The sequence below is a fragment of the Arthrobacter sp. Sr33 genome (genome assembly GCF_054511195.1).
In genome coordinates, this window is record NZ_JBTNDD010000001.1 from 277,256 (window position 1) to 299,872 (window position 22,617).

General features: G+C 63.3%; 18 protein-coding genes and 1 riboswitch. Of the genes, 14 read left to right on the forward strand and 4 right to left on the reverse strand.

Annotation, left to right across the window (positions count from 1 at the left end):
- Positions 1 to 45: 45 nt before the first annotated feature.
- Both murJ and ACX80T_RS01420 read right to left on the reverse strand, forming a co-directional pair.
- Entirely contained in the window at positions 46 to 1,824 is a 1,779-nt protein-coding gene (gene murJ / locus ACX80T_RS01415; RefSeq protein ID WP_019482060.1) for a murein biosynthesis integral membrane protein MurJ, read from the reverse strand.
- A gap of 45 nt (positions 1,825 to 1,869) precedes the next feature.
- Positions 1,870 to 2,400, reverse strand: coding sequence for an NUDIX hydrolase (locus tag ACX80T_RS01420; protein WP_024475650.1), 531 nt, complete (start codon positions 2,398 to 2,400; stop codon positions 1,870 to 1,872).
- 149 nt (positions 2,401 to 2,549) lie between these two features.
- Between ACX80T_RS01420 and ACX80T_RS01425 the strand changes: the two genes are divergently transcribed.
- The gene (locus ACX80T_RS01425; RefSeq protein WP_024475649.1) at positions 2,550 to 3,989 is read left to right on the forward strand and encodes a CCA tRNA nucleotidyltransferase; all 1,440 of its coding nucleotides are present in this window, start codon (positions 2,550 to 2,552) and stop codon (positions 3,987 to 3,989) included.
- Complete coding sequence (locus tag ACX80T_RS01430; RefSeq protein ID WP_050994851.1) at positions 3,986 to 4,633, forward strand: histidine phosphatase family protein; 648 nt, start codon at positions 3,986 to 3,988, stop codon at positions 4,631 to 4,633. The genes ACX80T_RS01425 and ACX80T_RS01430 overlap by 4 nt, the downstream gene beginning before the upstream one ends.
- A gap of 33 nt (positions 4,634 to 4,666) precedes the next feature.
- Here ACX80T_RS01430 and ACX80T_RS01435 read toward each other — a convergent pair whose 3' ends face one another.
- Positions 4,667 to 5,821 (reverse strand): DUF418 domain-containing protein, encoded by a 1,155-nt coding sequence (locus ACX80T_RS01435; RefSeq protein ID WP_162148010.1) that lies wholly within the window; start codon positions 5,819 to 5,821, stop codon positions 4,667 to 4,669.
- Positions 5,822 to 6,316: 495 nt separating this feature from the next.
- On the opposite strand from ACX80T_RS01435, the gene ACX80T_RS01440 reads away from it, so the two are divergent.
- The 4 genes from ACX80T_RS01440 to ACX80T_RS01455 all read left to right on the forward strand — a co-directional run bounded on the left by ACX80T_RS01440 (position 6,317) and on the right by ACX80T_RS01455 (position 10,750).
- Entirely contained in the window at positions 6,317 to 6,628 is a 312-nt protein-coding gene (locus ACX80T_RS01440; protein WP_019482065.1) for a hypothetical protein, read from the forward strand.
- 271 nt (positions 6,629 to 6,899) lie between these two features.
- Positions 6,900 to 8,147, forward strand: a complete 1,248-nt coding sequence (gene mshA, locus ACX80T_RS01445) for a D-inositol-3-phosphate glycosyltransferase (RefSeq protein WP_024475647.1) — start codon at positions 6,900 to 6,902, stop codon at positions 8,145 to 8,147.
- 48 nt (positions 8,148 to 8,195) lie between these two features.
- Positions 8,196 to 8,960, forward strand: a complete 765-nt coding sequence (locus ACX80T_RS01450; RefSeq protein WP_019482067.1) for a phosphatase — start codon at positions 8,196 to 8,198, stop codon at positions 8,958 to 8,960.
- A 98-nt stretch (positions 8,961 to 9,058) separates the two neighbouring features.
- Positions 9,059 to 10,750: a formate--tetrahydrofolate ligase gene (locus ACX80T_RS01455; protein WP_019482068.1), complete on the forward strand. Its 1,692-nt coding sequence runs from the start codon at positions 9,059 to 9,061 to the stop codon at positions 10,748 to 10,750.
- 158 nt (positions 10,751 to 10,908) lie between these two features.
- Here the strand turns inward: ACX80T_RS01455 and ACX80T_RS01460 are convergent, their stop codons facing one another.
- The gene (locus ACX80T_RS01460; protein WP_024475646.1) at positions 10,909 to 11,994 is read right to left on the reverse strand and encodes an inositol-3-phosphate synthase; all 1,086 of its coding nucleotides are present in this window, start codon (positions 11,992 to 11,994) and stop codon (positions 10,909 to 10,911) included.
- A 177-nt stretch (positions 11,995 to 12,171) separates the two neighbouring features.
- Here ACX80T_RS01460 and ACX80T_RS01465 point away from each other — a divergent pair, with 177 nt between their 5' ends.
- From ACX80T_RS01465 to glyA, 8 genes are all read left to right on the forward strand, one after another.
- Entirely contained in the window at positions 12,172 to 13,617 is a 1,446-nt protein-coding gene (locus tag ACX80T_RS01465) for a glycosyltransferase family 87 protein (RefSeq protein ID WP_019482070.1), read from the forward strand.
- Complete coding sequence (locus ACX80T_RS01470; RefSeq protein ID WP_019482071.1) at positions 13,614 to 14,702, forward strand: lipid II:glycine glycyltransferase FemX; 1,089 nt, start codon at positions 13,614 to 13,616, stop codon at positions 14,700 to 14,702. Before ACX80T_RS01465 ends, ACX80T_RS01470 begins: the two co-directional genes overlap by 4 nt.
- The gene (locus ACX80T_RS01475; protein ID WP_019482072.1) at positions 14,695 to 16,161 is read left to right on the forward strand and encodes a phytoene desaturase family protein; all 1,467 of its coding nucleotides are present in this window, start codon (positions 14,695 to 14,697) and stop codon (positions 16,159 to 16,161) included. The genes ACX80T_RS01470 and ACX80T_RS01475 overlap by 8 nt, the downstream gene beginning before the upstream one ends.
- Before the next feature lie 89 nt (positions 16,162 to 16,250).
- A complete protein-coding gene (locus tag ACX80T_RS01480) occupies positions 16,251 to 16,430 on the forward strand; it encodes a CsbD family protein (protein WP_019482073.1) in 180 nt (59 codons plus the stop codon).
- Between the two features lie 165 nt (positions 16,431 to 16,595).
- A riboswitch (glycine riboswitch) is annotated at positions 16,596 to 16,698 on the forward strand.
- 159 nt (positions 16,699 to 16,857) lie between these two features.
- Positions 16,858 to 19,695, forward strand: a complete 2,838-nt coding sequence (gene gcvP, locus ACX80T_RS01485; protein WP_459303533.1) for an aminomethyl-transferring glycine dehydrogenase — start codon at positions 16,858 to 16,860, stop codon at positions 19,693 to 19,695.
- A 64-nt stretch (positions 19,696 to 19,759) separates the two neighbouring features.
- On the forward strand, positions 19,760 to 20,866 hold the full coding sequence (gcvT, locus tag ACX80T_RS01490) for a glycine cleavage system aminomethyltransferase GcvT (RefSeq protein WP_459303534.1): 1,107 nt from the start codon (positions 19,760 to 19,762) through the stop codon (positions 20,864 to 20,866).
- A 35-nt stretch (positions 20,867 to 20,901) separates the two neighbouring features.
- Positions 20,902 to 21,285 carry a glycine cleavage system protein GcvH gene (gene gcvH / locus ACX80T_RS01495; protein WP_459303535.1) on the forward strand — a complete coding sequence of 128 codons (384 nt, stop codon included), beginning with the start codon at positions 20,902 to 20,904 and terminating at the stop codon, positions 21,283 to 21,285.
- Positions 21,282 to 22,610: a serine hydroxymethyltransferase gene (gene glyA / locus ACX80T_RS01500; protein WP_459303536.1), complete on the forward strand. Its 1,329-nt coding sequence runs from the start codon at positions 21,282 to 21,284 to the stop codon at positions 22,608 to 22,610. Before gcvH ends, glyA begins: the two co-directional genes overlap by 4 nt.
- Positions 22,611 to 22,617 lie beyond the last annotated feature (7 nt).

Sequence of the window (22,617 nt, forward strand, 5' to 3'; positions counted from 1 at the left end):
GTACCGTGGATCCGCGGGTTTTCGGCTCGCATGCCGGTGCCGAGTTCACTTGGTGCGAGTGAATCGGGACAAGAGGGGAGCCAGGAAGTCATCCAGCTCCCTAATGCGCAGAACCTTGAGCATGAGCAGGTAGACAAGCGCCATCAGCGTGCCACAAACGGCGAGCACGCTGAAGGCGGCCAGGACCGATTGCCAGACAAAGCCTTCGATGCTGTAGCCACCGAAAAGCCAGAGCGCCCCGGTACCAACTGCAGCGGACGCCATCCCGGCGAGGACAAGCCGAACATGGACATCGTAGACGCGGCCCGCACCGTAAGAGCCGATCTTGCGCACCAGGAACGTGTGGCTGACGACGACGGCGATGATGTTGCCCAGCGAGTAGCTGACAGCCAGCAGTGGGACAATGTATTCCGGCGCAAAAGTCCCGGATATCAATGCCAACGCCACCCCGATTACAGACAGGATGAGCTGGATGCGTAGCGGAGTCACGGCGTCCTCGGCCGCGTAGAAGACCCGGTTCAGGAAGAAGTTGGCACTGAGGAAAGGTGCCCCGATGGCCAGCAGGGAAATGAGCACGGCGTTGAGTGCTCCGTCCGGTCGGATCCCACCCGAGAACAGCATCCCCAGTGGTACTGCCAGCGCCAGTAGAACTGCCGCACCGAAAACTGTTGCTACCCCCATAATGCGAAGGCCACGTGACAGTGTCTCCTTGATTAAGGCCAAATCGTTGCGACTATGGGCCGCCGCCAGCTGATTGAACATCACCGTGGCGATAGAGAGGGCGATCACGGAATGGGGCAGGACGTACACCATTGTTCCGATGTCAAGGTTGAAGGGTCCCGCAATCTGCTGCGGCGGCACCCTGGCGAGATAGTCCGGCCGTGCTTCGGCGGCAATTGAGGCAACACGGATGTTGACCAGGTACAAGCCGTTGCCTACAAGCATGGTGATGATGGTGATGGAAGCCAGTTTGCCGGTGCGACCCAATCCCACCCCCCGCCACCCGAATGTTGGCTTGAGGCCCAGCCCGAGCCTCTTCAGCGGCCAGAAGAGAACCAATGCCTGAATGATGATCCCGAGAGTGGTACCTCCCGCGAGCAGCAGTGTCTGGGACGAGGTCCACGAGTCCGGTGTGTGCGAGCTGTCGAGTTGCGAGCCCATCAAAACAATGAAAGACACCAGCGCAGCAATTGACACGATATTGTTTGCGACCGGCGCCCACATATAGGGGCCAAAGGAGCCATTGGCGTTGAGGACCTGACCGATAATCGCGTAGAGGCCATAGAAAAAAATCTGTGGGAGGCACCAATACGCAAAAATGGTGGCTAGCGCCAGACGCTCACCCGAAAAGTCGGTGACCAGGGTCATGATCAGGGGTGCGGCGAGAGTGACCAAAGCAGTCAGGACCAGGAGGACTATGACAGCGAGGGTAATGAGGCGACTGATGAAGTCGGCTCCCCGATCAGGGTTTTGCGTAGCTTTAATAATCTGCGGCACCAGGACGGCGTTGAACACCCCGCCGGCAACCATGAGATAGATGAAATTCGGCAGGCTATTGGCTATGGAGAATGCATCCACCACCCCGCCGGAGGCGCCGAGCGCCGTCGCAAGGAGGGCCACCCGGACCAGTCCGAGCACTCGGGACACAAGGGTTCCCGCCGCCATGATGGCGCTCGAGCGCGCTGTTGTATCCGGGGCTTCAGTGGAAGAGTGCGCGCCGTCGTCGGCTGAGGTGGCAGCAGTGTCGCCAGATTGAATTGCGCGGCGGCTGGGCAGTACCCCAGCGTCCTGCACGGGGAGGGAGGCTGTGTTTGAGTCCGACATCGTTGTCTATCGTCTCACCACTGGCCCCGTGGCGATAACGCGGACTTACAGGTAGTCCGGGAGGACTTCCCGGGCCAGGTCAGCGATGCGGCGCTCATTGGGGAAGGAGAGCTTCTTTCCCAGCTCAGCCAGGGGAACCCACGCCACATCGACTGCTTCGTGGTCCGGGTCATTCTCGATGGTGAGCCGGCCACCAGTGGAGATCAGGAGATAGTGGTGAACTGTTTTATGAACGCGGTGCCCACTGACGGTGAACCAGTAATCGATACTGCCCAAGGCAGTAAGAATGCGGCCCTTGATGCCGGTTTCTTCCTCGATTTCCCGCACCGCAGCTTCGGAATTGTTTTCTCTACCTTCGGGATGACCTTTCGGAAGGCACCACTCGAGTCGGCCGCCACGGTTCAGCCGGGCAATGATCGCTACGTTGAGCTGGTCATCGGAGGTATCGACCACTATGCCGCCTGCTGACACTTCCTCGACGGTCGGCAGCGACTGGTGGACCTGGGGCGCGCCAGCACTGCCCATTGACACTGTCAACGGGGTCCGCTTGGGTGCGCTTGGAACAGGACGGTCCATGCAGTCCACTCTAACGATCTTTCGCTTCGGTTGATGACGATCCATAAGCTCCGCCGTCCTGCTGGGCCGGTACCCGCGTGTCGGCCGTCCCCGGCCCCGGCCGCCCCCATAGTGGAATTTGCCGTGGCATCTGGCACCCTTTAAGCACTATGGTGCACCTGTTAGACAACTCAACCCTTACCGCTCCGCTCCCCCCGGTTGTTACCGAATTGGGACGGCTCTTCGTTGCCGCCGGACATGAACTGTCGCTGGTGGGCGGGCCTGTCCGCGACCTCTTCCTGCACCGCACCTCCCCGGATCTCGACTTCACCAGTAACGCCACACCGGACCAGACCCTGAATGTCATCCGCGGGTGGGCCGATTCCTACTGGGAGATCGGCAGAGATTTCGGCACTATCGGACTCCGTAAGGGCGGCTTCATGATCGAGGTGACCACCTATCGGGCGGAGGCTTACGACCCCGCGTCCCGTAAACCGGTTGTCGCTTTCGGGGACACCCTGGAGGATGATCTGCTGCGCCGTGACTTCACCATCAACTCCATGGCGCTCCGGCTTCCATCGATGGAGCTGGTGGATCCCTATGGGGGCCTCCGGGACCTGAAAACGGGGGTGCTGCGGACCCCCGGGGCACCGTCGTCGTCGTTCTCGGATGACCCCCTGCGCATGATGCGGGCCGCACGCTTCGCCTCCCAACTGGGGGTCGAGGTGGCCCCTGAAGTGTCCGAGGCGATGGCTTCCATGGCCCAACGCATCACCATCATCTCCGCCGAGCGGGTCCGCGACGAACTGGTGAAACTGGTCCTGGGGGACGCACCTCAACGGGGCATTGACCTGATGGTGGAAAGCGGGTTGGCCGACTACGTGCTTCCCGAGGTGGCGGCGTTGCGTCTGGAAATCGATGAGCATCACCGTCACAAGGATGTCTACCAGCACTCGTTGACTGTGCTCGAGCAAGCCTGCCGCCTGGAGACGGGCGCCGACGGGGCCGTCCCCGGGCCTGACTTCGTGCTGCGGTTTGCTGCGTTGATGCACGACGTCGGCAAACCCGCCACCCGTAAATTTGAGCCCTCCGGGGCGGTCAGCTTCCGGCACCATGACATGGTGGGATCCAAGCTCACCGCAAAACGGATGAAAGCCCTGCGTTTCGACAACGACTCGATCAAGGCTGTGTCGCGGCTGGTGGAGCTGCACATGCGGTTCTACGGCTACGGGGAGGCCGGTTGGTCCGACTCCGCGGTGCGCCGGTACGTCAACGATGCGGGGAGTCTGCTGGAACGGCTGCACCGGCTGACGCGTTCGGACGTCACCACCCGGAATCAGCGTAAGGCAGAGCGGTTGGCCTTCGCCTACGACGACCTGGAAGCGCGAATCGAGGCGCTGGCCGAACAGGAGGAACTGGAATCCATTCGCCCGGACCTCGACGGAGCGCAGATCATGGGACTACTGAACATCAAACCCGGCCCGGTGGTTGGCCGGGCGTACCGATTCCTGTTGGAGGAACGAATGGAACATGGACCTCAGTCGGCCGAAGAAGCCGAGGCGTTGCTCCGCACCTGGTGGGCGTCACAACCAGAGTCGGCGACACCATGAGCCTCTCCGGCGCAGCCTCACCAGACCTGACACCAGCAGGAACTCCACTACCGCACCTCTGGCTGATGCGGCACGGGGAAACCGAGTGGTCCCGGGACGGCAACTACACGGGCCTCACCGACCTTCCCTTGACCGCCAGCGGGGAAAAGCAGGCGGTCGACGCTGCACGGCACCTCAAAGGGATCACGTTCGACGCTGTTTTGTCCTCACCGTTGCAGCGCGCGGTCCGGACCGCGCATTTGGCGGGCTTTCCTGATCCGGAGATTCTTCCGCATGCGCACGAGTGGGATTACGGCGACAACGAAGGACGCAACAGCGCCACGGTTCGCGCGGAGAATCCCGGGTACCTGATCTGGAATGACGGAGTGCCGAACGGTGAAACCCTCGCCCAGGTTGCTGGGCGCGCTGACCGGATCATCTCAACGGTCCAGGCCGGCTGCGGCACCCCAGCAGACCAGGATCCTTCCGCGCACCCGGCCCGTAACGTTTTGCTTGTCGCGCACGGGCACTTCCTGCGGGTGGTCGCCGCGCGGTGGCTGGAGATGGATCCCGGCCAGGGCCGACGGTTCGTCCTCGGTACTGCGGCGGTGTGCGCACTGGGATGGGATAAGCGGACACCCGCCATTGTGCACTGGAATCTCTGACACCCGACTCAAGCCGTCCGGTGGGTGAACCTGTCAGGCTGGAGGGTGCCGTTCCTGCGGCGAATAGGTAACGCGTCTCAGCAGCGCCTCCATTGGGCCGATGCCAAACCGCGATAACCAAAGTCGGCTCAGCACCACCTGGGCACCAAACAGGACGACGACGACCATCATCACCCAGGCGGGCGGCAAGACATTGGTCAGCCCCAGCCCAACACCGGTGAACACGATCACGAGCACCAGCGACTGGCCCAGATAGTTGGTCAACGCCATTCGTCCCGCCGGAGCCAGCGCGCCCAGGACGTTTTGTCCTGGCGGGGAACGAAAAGCCAACAACAACAAACACACGTACCCGGCCGTCTGGAGGGGCGCGGTCAACGTGGTGATGCCGGTCGATACAAGAGAAAAGCGGTCGTGGTCGGCGTAATACAGCAAGGCGGACTGGGCCCCAGCGGCGAGCAGCCCAATCGGCAGACAGACGATGGCAATCCGGCGCAGCGTTGAACTGCTCAGGGGTCGCTCAAGTATCCCTTTCCGGGCGGCGGCGAGACCCAGAAGGAACATCGCCAGGGACAGGGGCCCCTGGAAAAGCATCACTGAGGGAAGGGCGATGAGATAGTTTTCCACATTCGCTGCCAGGGCTGATCCCGGACTTTCCGTGAGGGCCGCAACGCTCGGGGCGGGGATCACGCCGTCGTCGACTGGATTGTTGACAGTAGCGACGAAGGCTCCCACCAGGGTCAACAGCAGTGACATGCCCACGGTAATACCGGCCGCGATCAGGACGGACATCCGCGCTCGGATGGTCCGCAAACTGAACAGCACCACCCCCATCACTGCATAGGTCAACAGGATGTCGCCGAAAAACAGCAGGAAGCCATGAGCCAGCCCGAGCATCGCGAGCCCCGCCAAACGGCGCAGCATGCGAGGCCCCAATGGCACTCCCGCCCGGGCGGCGGCCCGCTCCTGCAGGGCGAAGCCGTACCCGAAGAGAAACGCGAACAGTATGTAGAACTTGCCTTCAAACAGCATCGTCACGAGGAACCGGACTGCAATGTCCGCCGGCGACGAATGGTCGGGGCTGATGTCTCCGGCGAACGCCCAGGGGTCGGCGAAGAACCAGATATTCACTGTCAGTATGCCGAAAAGCGCGAAGGCACGCAGACCGTCGAGCTCTCGGAGCCTATCCACGACTGCCCCCATCTCACTGGTCAGGACCTGCAGTCGCAGGATGCTGTCAGCCTAGCCCGGGACGCGCCCACCGGGCTGAAGACGGGGCTGGCTCCCTGAAAGTTCCGGGGTGGGCAAAACATTTGAGAATTGTCAGTCAAAAGCCTAGGCGATCACCGTCCCGTGCGGTACTTTTGATTTGTGCCATTGGGAGTTCTCAATCGAGTGATCGCTTGATGAATTTCGGCACTGTCTCTATTGGCGCACTAGATGAAAGGGAGGTGGGAACTGTGAATACAAAGCTACGCCGATCGTTTACCGCGTACACCAGTCCGGCCTCCGTTGCTGCGCATTAGCTAGCTGCTGATTCGGTCGCCCTCCCACCTGGCGGGAGGCGACCCATTTTCGGTATCCCTTTTGATGCTCAGGCGGTTTCCGCCGCCCTGCTGCGTGCGCTGTTTGCCCGCCCTCCTCGATTGAGGATTCCCTTTGCACCATCAAATTCAGGAGACCCCTGTGTCCACTTTGCTGACCAGTTCCACTTCCCCTGCCGTCTCACCAGTTACCCCCGGCAACCCCATCCGGGCGCATGGCGAATTCATCATGGCTGGCAATTTCACCGCCACCGGGGATCCGGAAACTGGTATACCCGATTCGCCAATCACAGTCATGCCCAACTATGCCTCTCGAGAGGAGGTGCAAATCATGTTGAAGAAGCTCAGGGACAGTGTGTCCCTGTGGAAACGAATACCCGAGCCACCCCCGCCTGTCGCGAGGGACACGGTTGACCGTCTTGTCCTGCCGCAGCACACCATGTACGTCAAGTAGCTGGTTCATCCACGCTGCGAATGGCCCGGTTCTGACCTTGTTGACCACCCGCGAAGGAGGATCTGATGCAAGTCATTAGTCCCACCAATCGAGAAGCCCGCGCTTCCCAGCGCGGGCTTCCGCCTTTAACGCGCGCGAATATTCGGCACTCTGCAGCATGACACGGAATGTGCAGCCTGCACGGCACGTTATATGGTCAGTAGCGGCGGCAAAACGTCAGACAATTCAAGCGCTCGACAAGTTCGAGAGCAATCAGGGGAGAGGAGATCTTATGCCTCCGGTAAAGCGTGTGGCGATGCTCTCCCTGCACACCTCCCCGCTGGATCAGCCGGGGGCTGGCGACGCCGGTGGAATGAATGTTTATGTGCGTTCCCTGGCCCTGGAATTGGCTCGTGTCGGAATTGACGTCGAAATCTTCACCCGTGCAGCCTCCGAAGGGCAACCGCACTCCGAGGAATTCGCGCCGGGGGTCATCGTCAGACACCTTCGGGCGGGACCGCAGCGTAAGGTTCCCAAGGAACAACTGCCGGGCCTGTCCGAATCGTTCACCGATGCTATCGCCGAGGTGACCGACCTCCTGGCGGATGGCCACTTCGACGTCATCCACTCCCACTACTGGGTTTCCGGAAGTGTCGGTCTTACCGTCGGGGCCAGTCTCAACCTTCCCCTGGTGCACTCGATGCACACCATGGCACGCGTCAAGAACATTCGCCTGCACGCTGGTGGTACACCGGAGCCGGATGTCCGGGTTGCCGGGGAACAGGCAATTGTCGATGGCGCCTCCCGCCTGATCGCCAACACTTCCACCGAGGCAGCCGAGCTGGAATCCCTGTACGGTGCTGCACCCGAAAGAGTGGACATCGTGGCGCCCGGCGTTGATCTTGAGACGTTCAACCCCGAGTCACGCACCGAATCCCGGGCATCCCTCAATTTCGCGCCTGACGCTTTTCACGTGGTATTCGCGGGACGAATCCAGAAACTGAAGGGACCGCAGGTGCTGGTCGCGGCCGCCGCCGACCTCGCGGCACGTCGCCCGGACATCCCGTTGCAGCTCAGCATTCTGGGCTCGGGCAGCGGCGCGGAGGCACTGCGGTTGCAGCCCCTCATTGACGACGTCGGGCTCCAGGACAGGGTGAGACTCTACCCGCCAGTCCAGGCGAACCAGCTGGCCCATTGGTTCCGAGCGGCGGACCTCGTGGCGATGCCCTCCTTCACTGAATCATTCGGGCTGGTGGCGCTCGAGGCGCAGGCGTGCGGCACCCCGGTGCTAGCCGCCAATGTGGGAGGCCTGCCGCAGGCCATCAGCGACGGCCGGACCGGCACCCTGGTCAACGGTCACACCCCTGAGCTGTGGTCAGCTGCACTTGAAACCATGTACGACGACGCCGCGACCCGCGCGTCACTTGGCAGGGGCGCCGCTATTCACGCCCTTGCTTTCGGGTGGCAGCGTACCGCGCTCCTGACAGCGCAAAGCTACCGCACCGCCGTCGAGCGGTTCGAAGAAGCCGCAGCGCGCTGATAGTCCCGGCGGCGTTCGCCCGCAAACGAGTTCACCTAGGATGGTTCTGTGAACTCCACCGAACTTGCTGCCTACCTTGACTCTGTCCAAATCACTGGAGCGGTAGCCACCCCGCGTGAAGACAATCTGCGGCACATGCAGCTATTCCTCGAGGGCAGCGAACACCTCGAGTTTGGTGTCCGCACCACCCGCCCATGGAACTTCGATGAGGTTTTCGACCTGATGAGTGACCGGGTAGGGATCAGCCCGAACCGTAACCACGTGACGGGGCAGGACACCATCGACTCGGCCCGGTGCGTGGCCGCGCTGGACCGGTTTGGGTCCGTTTTCGGAGCCGCTGTGGCGGCCAGGCATCGCATCCTCTTCGCAACCGGGCACCCTGCAGGCCTGCTCCCGGTGCATGCGGCCCTGGCCGCTGCGGCCCGCCGGGCCGGGGCAACGGTGGTCGAGGTACCCGAGGGGCAACAGTTCAGGCAGGGTGACATCCGGCAACTTTTCGGGGTCCTGGTCTGGCATCAGCACGGCGGGCTGGCGCACACTCACTCGCCGGAACCAATGCAGCTTAGCCTCGAACTGCTCGCGGAACTCGGCGAGCCAACCCCTGACCTGGTGGTGGCCGACCACGGCTGGGCTGGGTTCGCCGCCAGCGCAGGAATCCCAGCGGTGGGGTTCGCCGACTGCAACGACCCGGGATTGTTCGTCTCCGAGGCAGAGGGGCAACTCAAGGTAGCGGTTCCCCTTGACGACAACGTGTCCCCAGGGCTCTACGAACCCATGATCGCCTACCTGTTGCGGCGGTCCGGGCTCAGCTGAATCGCGGATGCCGCTGGTAGATTTGACGCTGTGCCCAGACCCGCGGCACCTTATGGGACTCACTCCCGACGCGCCACAAGCCCAGAGGACTGTTGACAATGAAGTCTTTGCCCACCCCAACGAGCGACCTGGAAGTCGCCCGTAACGCAGCCATCCAACCCATAGACGACATTGCTGCCAAAGCTGGCATACCGGCCGCAGCACTCGAACACTACGGTCGGTACAAGGCCAAGATCGATACGGCAAAGCTGCTTCCAAACCCCGGGAAGCCCGCCGGCAAAGTGGTTCTGGTGACCGCAATGAGCCCCACGCCCGCCGGTGAAGGAAAGTCGACCTGCACGGTTGGCCTGGCGGACTCTTTGGCACGAAGCGGACGTAATGTCATGATCGCTTTGCGGGAACCATCCCTCGGGCCGATCCTGGGCATGAAGGGCGGCGCCACCGGGGGCGGCTATTCGCAGGTCCTACCGATGGAGGACATCAACCTGCACTTCACTGGTGACTTCCACGCGGTCACCAGCGCCAACAACGCATTGATGGCGCTGGTGGACAACCATATTTACCAGGGCAACCAGCTGAACATCGACCCGCGACGGATCACCTTCAAGCGGGTCCTGGACATGAATGACAGGGCCCTGCGCGAGGTGGTGATTGGATTGGGTGGGCCAACACAGGGCACCCCCCGACAGGACGGCTTCGACATCACGGTTGCGTCAGAGATTATGGCGGTGTTCTGTCTCGCCTCGGATCTGCAGGACCTCAAGCACCGGCTGGCGAAAATCACGTTCGGTTACACCTTCGACCGTAAACCAGTGACGGTGGGGGATCTGGGCGTGGAGGGCGCGTTGACCCTGCTCCTGCGGGATGCGATTAAACCGAACCTCGTCCAGAGCATTGCCGGTACGCCCGCCCTCGTCCACGGTGGCCCGTTCGCCAACATCGCACACGGCTGCAACTCGGTCATCGCCACGAGCACTGCCCGCCAACTTGCCGACATCGTGGTCACTGAGGCTGGGTTTGGAGCCGATCTGGGTGCCGAGAAGTTCATGGACATCAAGGCGCGGTACGCGGACGTGGCGCCGGCCGCCGTCGTCATCGTCGCCACCATCCGTGCCCTGAAGATGCACGGCGGTGTGGCCAAGACCGATCTGCGGAAGCCTGATCCGGCCGCACTGGAGTCGGGGGTCGCCAACCTGCGCCGCCATGTCCACAACGTGGAGAAGTTCGGTATTACCCCGGTGGTGGCAATCAACCGGTTCGCAACCGACCCCGAAGAAGAGTTGGACTGGCTACTCGAGTGGTGCGCTGCTGAAGGAATCGAAGCCGCTGTGGCTGATGTCTGGGGACAGGGCGGCGGTGGATCCGGCGGGGACGAACTCGCGGCGAAGGTGCTGACCGCTTTGGCAGGGCCGCAGAGCTTCCGTCACCTGTACCCGCTTGAGCTTTCGGTGGAGGAAAAAATCAGGACCATCGTGCAGGAAATCTATGGGGCTGACGGCGTCGACTTCTCAGTGCCGGCGCTGCGGAGGCTGGCAGAGATCGAAGCCAACGGTTGGGGTGGGCTGCCGGTCTGCATGGCGAAGACCCAGTACTCCTTCTCCGATGATCCTGCGATGCTCGGAGCCCCGAAGGGATTCACGGTGCACGTCCGCGATCTGATCACCAAGACCGGTGCCGGATTCATTGTGGCGCTGACCGGCACGGTCATGACGATGCCGGGGCTGCCGAAGGAACCGGCCGCGATGCGCATGGACGTCGACGACGACGGCGGCGCGGTCGGCCTGTTCTAGGTCACGGGCCCTCGCGGCGCCCATCTTGTGGTGTGCCCTGGCGGCGCGCAGCCACCGGACGCCCGTGGGCGCGGTGGGCATGGGGCGGAAAATTACCACCCCACAGGTCCACCGCGCCCACGCAGGCGGTCGAAGGCTGCGGTAGCTAGACCCGCAGGCTAGCGGTCAAGCTCTCCACGGATGAAGGCTTCAACCTTCTCGTGGGCGATATCGTCGGCGTACTGTTCCGGTGGCGACTTCATGAAGTAGCTCGACGCCGAAAGCAGTGGACCACCAATCCCGCGATCGAGGGCGATCTTCGCCGCACGGATGGCGTCGATGATCACACCGGCAGAGTTCGGCGAATCCCATACCTCGAGCTTGTACTCCAGGGAGACGGGCGCGTCGCCAAAGTTGCGTCCTTCGAGACGGACGAACGCCCATTTGCGGTCATCCAGCCAGGCTACGTAGTCGGACGGACCGATGTGGACGTTCCGCTCGCCCAGATCAGCCTGCACATTGGACGTGACAGCCTGTGTCTTGGAAACTTTCTTGGACTCCAACCGGTCGCGTTCCAGCATGTTCTTGAAGTCCATGTTGCCGCCGACATTGAGCTGGTACGTGCGGTCCAGGGTGACGCCCCGGTCCTCGAAGAGCTTTGCCATCACACGGTGGGTGATCGTTGCACCGATCTGGCTCTTGATGTCGTCGCCAACGATGGGAACACCGGCGGCAGTGAACTTGTCAGCCCACTCCTTGGTGCCGGCAATGAAGACGGGCAGCGCGTTGACAAAGGCCACCTTCGCGTCGATGGCGCACTGTGCGTAGAACCGTGCCGCGTCTTCGGACCCGACGGGCAGGTAGCAAACCATGACGTCGACCTTGTTGGCCTTGAGCTCGGCGACGATGTCGACTGGCTCCGCGTCGGATTCCACGATGGTCTCGCGGTAGTACTTGCCCAGACCATCGAGGGTGTGGCCCCGCTGTACCTTGATGCCGGTCGTCGGTACATCGGCGATCTTGATGGTGTTGTTCTCGCTGGCACCGATGGCGTCGGCGAGGTCCAGCCCCACCTTCTTGCCATCGACGTCGAATGCGGCAACGAACTCAACGTCATTGACGTGGTACTTACCGAATTCGACGTGCATCAGGCCTGGTATCGACGCCGTAGCGTCCGCATCCTGGTAATAACGTACGCCCTGCACCAGTGACGCCGCGCAGTTGCCGACACCAACGATTGCCACCCTAATGGGGTTAGTTCCCACTGTTCTCCTCTTGAATCACTTCTTATGCCGACCCGCCGGATTTCTCCCGTAACAGATCGAACAGCTAATCCAGTCTACTTCTTATTCCTAACACCCGATCTTCCCGAAGCATTCCAGCATCCTGATAGATAGGCCAAATTCGCTGTGAATGACGTACTTGATCGGTAGGCTTCAGGCATGGGAACCGGTCAGTCCCGGCGGCGGCCGGTGCGCATCTCGGCGCCGTCGCGTGCCGATGCACTGTTGCGGGAATTCACTGAACTGATCGGTGGCCCGCTGGGCCGGAAGACCAGCCCGGGCACGATTGATCCCGGGACATTCACGGTGGAACGCGTGCTGATCCTGCTGACGACGACGGCGGCGGTGCTTGCCGCTCTGATTAGGAACCCCTGCCGGGTCGAGGGATGGTTGGGCCCGGACCGCTATTACATGGCCTGCCATTCGCAGTGGCCCGACGCCTTTGCGGATCTCGGTGATGGGGCATCCTTCCTGCAGCTGGGTCACTCCGCGCTGACGGGAGCCTTTGCGGGAGTGACCGCTCACCTCGTTCCCGCAGGAAGCACGTTGAGGTATTACGACCTGCATTCGGTGCTGGCGGTTGCAGCGTGGCTGGTCACCGTCTACGCGACCGTGCGAATGACCAACCGGCGGCCGTGGGATGCGGCGATGGTCGCCGTCGCACCAATGATTGTGTTGACCGGGTTCCTCGGCTGGGATCTCTGGGCGGTGATGTTTACCGCGCTGGGAATGTTGGGTTTTGCGCGTGGGAGCTTCGTCCTGGCCGGAATCTTCCTCGGTCTCGGCACGGCCGCTGCAGGCTACCCGTTGCTGATCTTCGCCGCAGTCTCACTGCTGGCGTGGCGCACCCGCCTCTTCAGGGGCGCTGCACTGACGGGAATCGTGCTGGCTGCAACCTGGTTGGCGGCCAATCTTCCCTTTGCTTTGTACGACCCGCGGGGGTGGACAACCCACGTCGCGGAGGCGTTGACCGCGGAGGCCGGACCTTCATCAGTCTGGTTTGCCTACAATTCGATGATCGCCCGTGTGGGTGGCTGGGAAATGAGTGCTGCCACAACCACGGTGCTGGCGGCCGTGGCGTTCACCCTCCTCGGGGTCGGTATCGCTGCGCTTGCGCTGATGGCGCCCCGGCGGCCACGACTGGCCCAGCTGGCGCTGCTCCTGGTGGGAGCGCTGATTCTGACCGGCAAGGAATACTCGCCCCAGTACGCGCTCTGGCTGGTACCACTGGTGGCGCTTGCCTATCCGAAGTGGCGGACCTTTCTGACCTGGCAACTCTTTGAAGCGGCCCACTGGTGGGCTCTGATGATGTACCTCGCGCGGGAGGCCAGCGGCGGCGACCAGCAGAACAACATTGATTTGCCGTACTACCTACTGGCCGTCATCGGACATATGCTGGCAACGGCATATATTATGTACCGCGTGATTGAGGGCATTATCGACCCCCGTCAGGATCCCGTACGGCGCCTCGACATTGACGATCCCCAGGGTGGCCCTTTCGATCACGCACCTGACCATCGGCGATCCGGCCGTCGCCACGTCGCATCAATCGGCACTCGGGTACGCTTGAGCCGACCCGCCCCTGAACCGAAAGATCATCCGTGACCGCAGTTGCCCTTCGCTTTGAGAAACTCAGCACGGAAGGCTTCGAAGCCCTGTCGTCGGCCCACCCGGCAGTGCTGATCCCGCTCGAACAGACCCCCCAGTGGGCGGCATTCGAATCCAGCCGCGGGCGCACTCCCTATGGCATCTGGGCCTACTACGACGGCGTCACCCTGGTCGCCGTCGCCAGCTACCTCTGGAGCAGCAGGCGGTTCAGGAAGTCGCTGGTCGCGGTGAATGGGCCAGTCTGGTTCACCGAGCGCACATCTGACACCGAAGCACGCCTGCTGCAGACCGTCAGGGCGCAGTTCGGGGCGGACCCGGCCGTCAAGCCCCTCTATGTTCGGCTCCAGGTCCAGCATCTGCAGGATCCGGCGACCGGACCAATCGAGCATGGCTGGTACGAGCGGGAGATCGTCGTTGACCTCACCCCCAGCGAAGCCGAAATCTACAAGGCGTTCAAACCAAATGCACGCAACAGCATCCGTCGGGCTGAACGGGCCAGCGTCGAGATCCGCAGCATCGAGCGAGCCGACTGGTCGGCTGTCTTCAGCTCCGAACTGTTCCCCATCTTGGAAGAGACCGCCGCCCGCGATGGCTTCACCAGTTTCGAGTCAGCCTATTACGAGCAACTCCTGGAGCAACTCGGTGATCATCTCCGCCTCATGGTCGCCTACCTCGACGGTCAGGCGATCAGCTGGCTCATCACCACCGAGTACCGTGGCTATTCGGTGTACTACTTCGCGGCGAGTACCCAGGCGGCCCGGAAGTTATTCGCCCCCTATCTCCTCCTGTGGCACGCTTTCAAGGAGCTCAAAGCGGCAGGCAATCGTAGCTGTGGGTTGACTGGCATCGTCAGCGAGAACTACCCACAGCTCAGCAACGTAACCACCTTTAAACGGAACTTCTCCAAGAACATCGTCGAGGTTCCGACCACCTACGATGTGCCCCTGGACCCGCTTCGCTACCGCGCGGTTGCCCTAGCGCTCAAGGCGCGGCGCACGTTGCCGTTAGCCGTACGATCGCTCACCGCATCAGCCAAGACCCGCACCGGGTCCCTGTTGCGACGGCGGCCCAGCGATGACTGACGCAGCAGTAGTCGGGTCGGGCCCCAACGGGCTTGCTGCAGCAGTTGTCCTTGCCCGCGCGGGCCTCAGCGTCACGGTTTACGAGGCAGCGACGACGATTGGCGGCGGAGCCCGCACCGGTGAACTTGAGCCGGGCCACCTGCACGATCTCTGTTCGGCCGTGCATCCAATGGCTCTTGCCTCCCCGTTCTTCTCCCAATTCGAACTGCAGCGGCGAATCGACTTCGCTGTGCCGGATATTTCCTACGCTCACCCACTCGACGGCGGTCGGGCCGGGGTTGCGTTCCGCGACCTTGCGCGTACCACCGACGGGCTGGGGCGCGACGGCCCCGCCTACCGCAGGCTCATGGAGCCCCTCGTACGGAACATCGAAGGCACCCTCGATGTAGCGCTGAATCACCTGCTGCGGGTGCCACGCCACCCCATTGCGGCGGTGCGGTTTGGCCTGGCCGCCCTCGATCAAGGGACACCGCTCTGGAACCGGCGGTTCAGCACTGACGCAGCCGCAGCACTGTTCACCGGAGTCGCGGCCCACCCGGTGGGCACCCTGCCGTCCCTCCCCGCTGCCGGAGCCGGACTGACTCTGGGCGCGCTGGCACATGCCGGCGGCTGGCCAATCCCACTGGGTGGGTCCCAGTCAATCGCCAACGCCATGGCCGATGACATTCGGGCGCACGGCGGGAACATTGTTGCCGACCACGCAGTGCAGTCCCTGTCCGAACTGAGGGGCGTTCCGCTGGTCCTGCTGGATGTTGCCCCGCCCGGGCTGCTCGAGCTAGCGGACGGCAGGCTTCCCCGCAGCTACGAACGAGCCCTCGAACGATTCCGGTTCGGTGATGGCGCCTGCAAGGTGGAATACATCCTGTCCGGTCCAGTGCCGTGGAGCAACGAGGATGTTGCACACGCCGGAACCGTTCATCTGGGCGGTACCCGCGACGAAATTGTCGCCTCCGAAGCCCAGGTGGCCGCCGGTAAACACGCCGATAACCCGTACGTTCTGCTCTCCCAGCCGTCGCTGTTTGACCCGTCCCGTGCCCCCAAGGGCCGACATGTCCTGTGGACCTACTGCCACGTCCCCAGTGGTTCCACCCATGACATGGCCGATGCCATTACCGCGCAGATCGAACGCTTCGCACCGGGCTTCCGCGACGTCGTCGTCAGTTCGTTCACGACGACGGCGGCCGAGCTGGCTACGTCAAACGCCAACTATGTGGGGGGCGACTTCGGGGGAGGAGCAGTGACCCTTTCGCAGATGCTGGCGCGGCCGGTGTTGTCTCCCGCTCCCTGGCGGACGCCGCTGGATGGTGTGTTCCTGTGTTCGGCGTCGACACCGCCCGGGCCGGGAGTCCACGGAATGGGCGGCTACCATGCGGCACGGCTGGCCCTGAAGCAGGTGTTCGGGCTGGCGGTTCCGCCGCTCGGCGTGGGTCTCCAAGCGGATCGGCGAACTTTACCGTGAGGATTCTCGGAGCGGCACGTCCTACTCCTGTAGGTACTTTGTGAGAGCTGACCTATCGAGCTATCACCTACCAAGAGAGAAGGATGTCCATGAGCTTCATTGATAAGGCGAAAAACAAGGCCGAAGAACTTACCGGCAAGGCAAAGGAAGCCGTCGGTGATGCCACTGACAACCAGGACCTGTCGCGTGACGGCCAGGTCGATCAGGGGTCGGCCCACACCAAGCAGGCCGGTGAAAACATCAAGGACGTCTTTAAGGGTGACAAGTAGCCTCTTTGGCGCCTAGAACCGTCGGTGGGGTCAATCAGGACATAGGGGGTCAAGATTTCCACCCCCAATCTCCAGATTGACCACCGATTCACCTGACCGGAGTTTTTGGCACTCCTGTCCGAGGCCTAGTAAGCTAGATCACGATTCTCATAATTTCATAGCCCTTGATCTGCAGCGGGAGAGTACTTCCGTAGACACACACTCCGGCAGGCGCCGTAGGAGCAAATCCTCCCCAGGAATCTCTCAGGCCCAGTACCGCTGCGGCTAGGCAACTCTGGAAAGCAGGCGGACGGATCCACGTCCACCTCACCGACGGTGCAAGCAGGCGTGTAGTTCTGCGGAATCTCTCAGGTCCCATACAGAGCGGGGAGGAACTCACCATAATCCGGGCAGACGCCGACGCCCGGACCTCATCAAGGGAGTTCCCATGACCGCTCAGCCCCTCACCGAATCAACCTTCGCCGATCGCCATATCGGCCCACGCTCCACCGACGCCGCCCAGATGCTCAGCCTGCTCGGCTACCCCAGTCTCGACAAACTGGTGGAGGTTGCGGTCCCCGCCAATATCCGCTCGGCCGAGCCGCTGAACCTCCCAGCCGCGCTGAGTGAGTCTCAGGTTCTGGCGCAGCTGCGCGACATCGCCGGCAAGAACACGACTGCCGTCCAGATGATCGGCCAGGGCTACTTCGACACCGTGACGCCACCGGTCATCCGCCGGAACGTCCTCGAGGCCCCCGCCTGGTACACCGCGTACACCCCGTACCAGCCGGAGATTTCCCAGGGCCGGTTGGAAGCCCTGCTGAACTTCCAGACCATGGTGCAGGACCTCACCGCCCTGCCCATCGCCAACGCTTCACTCCTCGACGAAGCCTCAGCCGTCGCCGAAGCTGCGCTCCTGATGCGCCGGTCCGGCAAAAACAAGGGCAAGACGGTGCTCGACGCCGACTGCCTGCCGCAGACGATCGCCGTCGTCCGCGGCCGCGCCGAAGCACTCGGCTTCGAGGTGGAGGTGGCGGATCTCAGCCAGGGACTGCCCGACGGTGATATCAACGGCGTCATCCTGCAGCAGCCCGGCGCCTCGGGTGCCCTCCGTGACCACCGGTCAGTGATCGCCGCAGCGCACGACGGCGGCGCCCTCGTCACCGTGGCGGCCGACCTGCTGGCGCTGACCCTGATCACACCTCCGGGCGAGCAGGACGCCGACATCGCCGTCGGGTCGGCCCAGCGATTCGGTGTACCCCTCTTCTTCGGCGGCCCCCACGCCGCGTACATGGCGGTCCGTAAGGGCCTTGAGCGGATGCTTCCCGGGCGGCTGGTCGGGGTGTCGAAGGACGCCGACGGCGCACCCGCCTACCGCCTCGCGCTGCAGACCCGTGAGCAGCACATCAGGCGGGAGAAGGCGACGTCGAACATCTGTACCGCTCAGGCGCTGCTGGCTATCGTCGCCAGCATGTACGCGGTCTATCACGGCCCCGATGGACTGAAGGCGATTGCCGCGCGCGTGCACTCACACGCCGCCCGGTTGGCTGCGACGCTCGCCGATACCGTCACAGTTGTCCACGCCGACTTCTTCGACACCATCCTGATCAACGTCCCTGGCAGGGCCAAGGAGTTCCAGGTCAAAGCCGAGGCTGCGGGCATCAACCTTCGCCTGGTAGACGAGGATCACCTCGGCGTCTCCTGCGACGAGACCACCACCGACGAGCACCTCGGCACCCTTGCGGGCGTGTTCGGCGTCGAACAACTTGCCGAGATCCACGGGCACGCCGGGGTCCCAGCCGACCTGGTCCGCACCTCGACCTATCTGACGCACCCGGTCTTCTCCAGCCACCGCTCGGAAACCCAGCTACTGCGGTACCTGCGCCGCCTCTCCGACAAGGACCTGGCGCTGGACCGCACCATGATTCCACTGGGTTCATGCACCATGAAGCTCAACGCCACAGTGGAGATGGAGCCGATCTCCTGGCCTGAATTCGCCACCATCCACCCGTTCGCCCCCGCGCACCAGACCGAAGGATGGCGGTGGCTGATCGAGGATCTTGAGGACAAGCTCGCCGAAATCACCGGCTACGCCAAGGTGTCCATCCAACCGAACGCCGGCTCGCAGGGCGAACTGGCGGGGCTGCTCGCCATCCGTGGCTACCACCTCTCGCGCGGGGACCAGGACCGCAACGTTTGCCTGATCCCTTCCTCCGCCCACGGCACCAACGCGGCCTCGGCAGTGCTGGCCGGGATGAAGGTTGTGGTGGTCAAGACAGCCAACAACGGCAATATCGACCACGACGACCTCAAGGCGAAGATCGCCCAGCACGCCGAGCAGCTCTCGGCCATCATGATCACCTACCCCTCCACCCACGGTGTGTTTGAGGAAGACGTCAGGTGGGTTTGCTCGCAGGTGCACGACGCCGGCGGCCAGGTCTACATCGACGGCGCCAACCTCAACGCCCTGGTGGGCCTCGCGAAGCCCGGTGAGTTCGGCGGCGACGTGTCGCACCTGAACCTGCACAAGACCTTCTGCATCCCCCACGGTGGCGGCGGACCGGGCGTGGGCCCGGTGGCTGTTGCCGAGCACCTGGCACCGTTCCTGCCCGGCGACGCCGCAGCACCCGAGAGCGGGGATGCGGGGGTTCCGATCTCCGCCTCACGGTACGGTTCCGCCGGGGTGCTGCCGATTTCCTGGGCCTATGTGGCCCTGATGGGAGCCGAGGGCCTCACCTCAGCGACCGGGCATGCGCTGCTGGCCGCCAACTATGTTGCGGCTCGCCTGACTGAACACTTCCCCGTGCTCTACTCGGGCGAGAAGGGTCTGGTCGCGCACGAATGCATCCTGGACCTGCGGCCCCTGACCGCTGCCACCGGAGTGACCGCCGAAGACGTCGCCAAGCGGCTCATCGACTACGGATTCCACGCTCCGACCCTGAGCTTCCCCGTGGCCGGAACCCTGATGGTCGAGCCCACGGAGTCCGAGGACATTGGCGAACTGGACCGGTTCATCGACGCCATGATCGCGATCAAGGGTGAGATCGACCAGGTGCAGGCGGGCGAGTACTCGCTGGAGCAGAGCCCGCTCCGGCAGGCACCGCATACGGCATTCGCCCTGATCAGCGACACCTGGGACCAGGCGTACCCCCGGGAGTTGGCCGCGTACCCGGTCCGCGCGCTGAAGCACAACAAGTACTTCCCGCCGGTCCGACGCATTGACGGCGCGCACGGCGACCGCAATCTGGTGTGCTCCTGCCCGCCCATCGAGGACTTCGAAGACTGAAGCTAGTCCCCGCGCAGCCGCCGGCTGTCCGGGTTGACCCACACGCTCGATTGGAAGGATCACCATGACTAAGCAGACAGCCCTGTACGCCGAACATGAATTGCTCGGAGCCAGTTTCACCGACTTCGGTGGCTGGCAGATGCCCCTGAAGTACCGCAGCGAGCTCGAGGAACACCACACGGTCCGGCGCGCCGCAGGGCTTTTCGACCTCTCCCACATGGGCGAAATCTGGGTCTCGGGAGCCCAGGCCGCCGAGTTCCTGAACTATGCGCTGGTGGGCAACCTCGCCGCCATCGCCGTCGGCAAAGCCAAGTACTCGCTGATCTGCACCGAGGATGGTGGCGTGATCGATGACCTGATCGTCTACCGTCGGGCAGACGACCGGTACCTCGTGGTTCCCAACGCCAGCAACGCCGACACGGTCGCTGCCGCCCTGCAGGAACGGGCCGCCACCTTCGATGTGACAGTGGAGGACGTTTCCGAGAGCACGGCACTGATTGCCGTTCAGGGTCCCGCAGCCGAAGCAATCCTGCTGGAGATCGCCGCTACTGGGTCACGTCAACTGATCACTGACCTGTTGTATTACGCGGCCGTCGAGGTGGAGCTGGCGGGTCTGCAGGTCCTCCTGGCCCGCACCGGATACACCGGCGAAGACGGCTTCGAACTATTCATCGGCAACCCCGAGGCAGTACAGCTGTGGAAAGCGGTCGCCGCGGCCGGAGCCCAGCATCAGCTGGCACCCTGCGGTCTCGCCTCACGGGATTCGCTACGCCTGGAAGCGGGCATGCCGCTCTACGGCAACGAGCTCGGCCTGGACACCAACCCGTTCGAAGCAGGACTCGGCGGAGTGGTCAGCCTCAAAAAGACCGAGGACTTCGTCGGGAGGTCGGTGCTGGAGCCTCTTAAAGAAGCCACGCTGGAACGGAAACTGGTCGGTCTGCAGGGCGCCGGACGCCGGTCGGCCCGCGCCGGGTACGACGTCGTCGTCGACGGCTCGGTCGTGGGGACCGTGACGTCGGGCCTGCCCAGCCCCACCCTCGGCTACCCTGTGGCGATGGCTTATGTGAAGACCGAACTGGCCGAGCCGGGCACCGAGGTACAGGTTGATCTCCGAGGGAAGCCAGAACCGTTCACGGTGGTTGCCACGCCGTTCTACCGCCGCCAAAAATAGCCAGGCTTTACATACCCTGAAAGGTATATACCCACGTGAGCATCATTAAATCAGGTCTCCGCTACTCAGCCGAGCACGAATGGATCGACACCCCAGCAGACGGCGCGGCCACCGTCGGCGTGTCAGCCATCGCCGCCGACGCGCTCGGCGACGTTGTCTATGTCAGCCTCCCCGAGGTGGGCGACACGGTGACCGCTGGCGAAAGTTGCGGCGAGGTTGAGTCGACCAAATCCGTCTCCGACCTTTACGCTCCCGTGACGGGAGAGGTCACCGAGATCAACCAGGACGCCGTGGACAACCCGGGCATTCTGAACGAGGATCCCTACGGAGCTGGCTGGTTGTTCAAGGTCACCGTCGCCAGCGAGGGCCCCCTGCTGTCCGCCGAGGAATACGCCACGAAGAACGGGATAGACCCATGAGCACCCTGACCGAGCTGGACACCATTGGCCACCTGAACGCGAATCTCGCCGATCTGGATCCGGAGGTGGCGCGCAGCATCGACGCTGAGCTCACCCGGCAGCGCAACGGACTGGAGATGATCGCCTCCGAAAACCACACCTCGGTCGCGGTGATGCAGGCGCAGGGCTCGGTGCTGACCAACAAGTACGCCGAGGGCTACCCGGGCCGTCGCTATTACGGTGGCTGCGAGCACGTCGACGTGCTCGAGCAGCTTGCCATCGACCGGGCAAAGGCCCTCTTCGGCGCGGCATTCGCCAACGTCCAGCCCCACTCCGGAGCACAGGCGAATGCCGCCGTCATGCACGCCTTGATCAAGCCCGGCGACACCATCATGGGCCTGAACCTGGCCCACGGCGGCCATCTGACCCACAGCATGCGGATCAATTTCTCTGGCCGGCTCTACAACGTGGTCCCGTACCAGGTGCGGACCGATGACTACCGGGTGGACATGGACGACGTCGAACGCCTGGCCCGCGAGCACAAGCCGCAGCTCATTGTGGCCGGCTGGTCCGCCTACGCACGGCAGCTCGACTTTGAACGGTTCAGGAGCATCGCCGACGAGGTGGGCGCCTACCTCATGGTCGACATGGCGCATTTCGCCGGTCTGGTCGCGGCGGGACTCCACCCCAGCCCCGTGCAGCACGCCCACGTCACCACCTCCACCACGCACAAGACCCTCGCTGGCCCGCGTGGTGGAATTATCCTCAGCAACGATGCTGATATTGCGAAGAAGATCAACTCGGCGGTCTTCCCGGGACAGCAGGGCGGACCCCTCGAGCATGTCATCGCGGGTAAGGCCGTCGCCTTCAAGATCGCGGGATCAGCCGAGTTCAAGGAACGCCAGCAGCGCATCCTGGACGGCGCACGGATCCTTGCCGACCGGCTCACTCAGCCGGACGTCGCCGCGCACGGCATCTCAGTGGTCAGCGGAGGTACCGACGTACACCTGGTGCTCGTGGACCTGCGTGACTGCGAGCTCGACGGCCAGCAGGCCGAAGACCGGTTGGCGCAGATCGACATCACCGTGAACCGCAATGCGGTGCCCTTCGATCCCCGCCCACCCATGGTCACGTCGGGGCTGCGCATCGGCACGCCAGCGCTCGCGAGCCGCGGATTTGAGGCCGCAGCGTTCACCGAGGTGGCCAACATCATTGCTGAGGCCCTCATTGCTCCCGCCGATGCCGACCTCACGTCACTCACGCAGCGGGTTCAGGCGCTGGCCGCCCAATACCCGCTGTATGCCGACGTCGTGCCTTTCGGTGCGGGCACTCAGAATCACAGCTAAGGAACCC

What these genes read in the sequence shown, in the direction of transcription:
- ACX80T_RS01465 (WP_019482070.1), top strand. Translation starts at nt 12,172, where the DNA reads ATGGGAACCGGTCAGTCCCGGCGGCGGCCGGTGCGCATCTCGGCGCCG.
- gcvT (WP_459303534.1), top strand. Translation starts at nt 19,760, where the DNA reads ATGACTAAGCAGACAGCCCTGTACGCCGAACATGAATTGCTCGGAGCC.
- ACX80T_RS01455 (WP_019482068.1), top strand. Translation starts at nt 9,059, where the DNA reads ATGAAGTCTTTGCCCACCCCAACGAGCGACCTGGAAGTCGCCCGTAAC.
- ACX80T_RS01430 (WP_050994851.1), top strand. Translation starts at nt 3,986, where the DNA reads ATGAGCCTCTCCGGCGCAGCCTCACCAGACCTGACACCAGCAGGAACT.
- murJ (WP_019482060.1), bottom strand. Translation starts at nt 1,824, where the DNA reads ATGTCGGACTCAAACACAGCCTCCCTCCCCGTGCAGGACGCTGGGGTA.
- ACX80T_RS01425 (WP_024475649.1), top strand. Translation starts at nt 2,550, where the DNA reads ATGGTGCACCTGTTAGACAACTCAACCCTTACCGCTCCGCTCCCCCCG.
- ACX80T_RS01480 (WP_019482073.1), top strand. Translation starts at nt 16,251, where the DNA reads ATGAGCTTCATTGATAAGGCGAAAAACAAGGCCGAAGAACTTACCGGC.
- mshA (WP_024475647.1), top strand. Translation starts at nt 6,900, where the DNA reads ATGCCTCCGGTAAAGCGTGTGGCGATGCTCTCCCTGCACACCTCCCCG.
- glyA (WP_459303536.1), top strand. Translation starts at nt 21,282, where the DNA reads ATGAGCACCCTGACCGAGCTGGACACCATTGGCCACCTGAACGCGAAT.
- ACX80T_RS01420 (WP_024475650.1), bottom strand. Translation starts at nt 2,400, where the DNA reads ATGGACCGTCCTGTTCCAAGCGCACCCAAGCGGACCCCGTTGACAGTG.
- gcvP (WP_459303533.1), top strand. Translation starts at nt 16,858, where the DNA reads ATGACCGCTCAGCCCCTCACCGAATCAACCTTCGCCGATCGCCATATC.
- ACX80T_RS01475 (WP_019482072.1), top strand. Translation starts at nt 14,695, where the DNA reads ATGACTGACGCAGCAGTAGTCGGGTCGGGCCCCAACGGGCTTGCTGCA.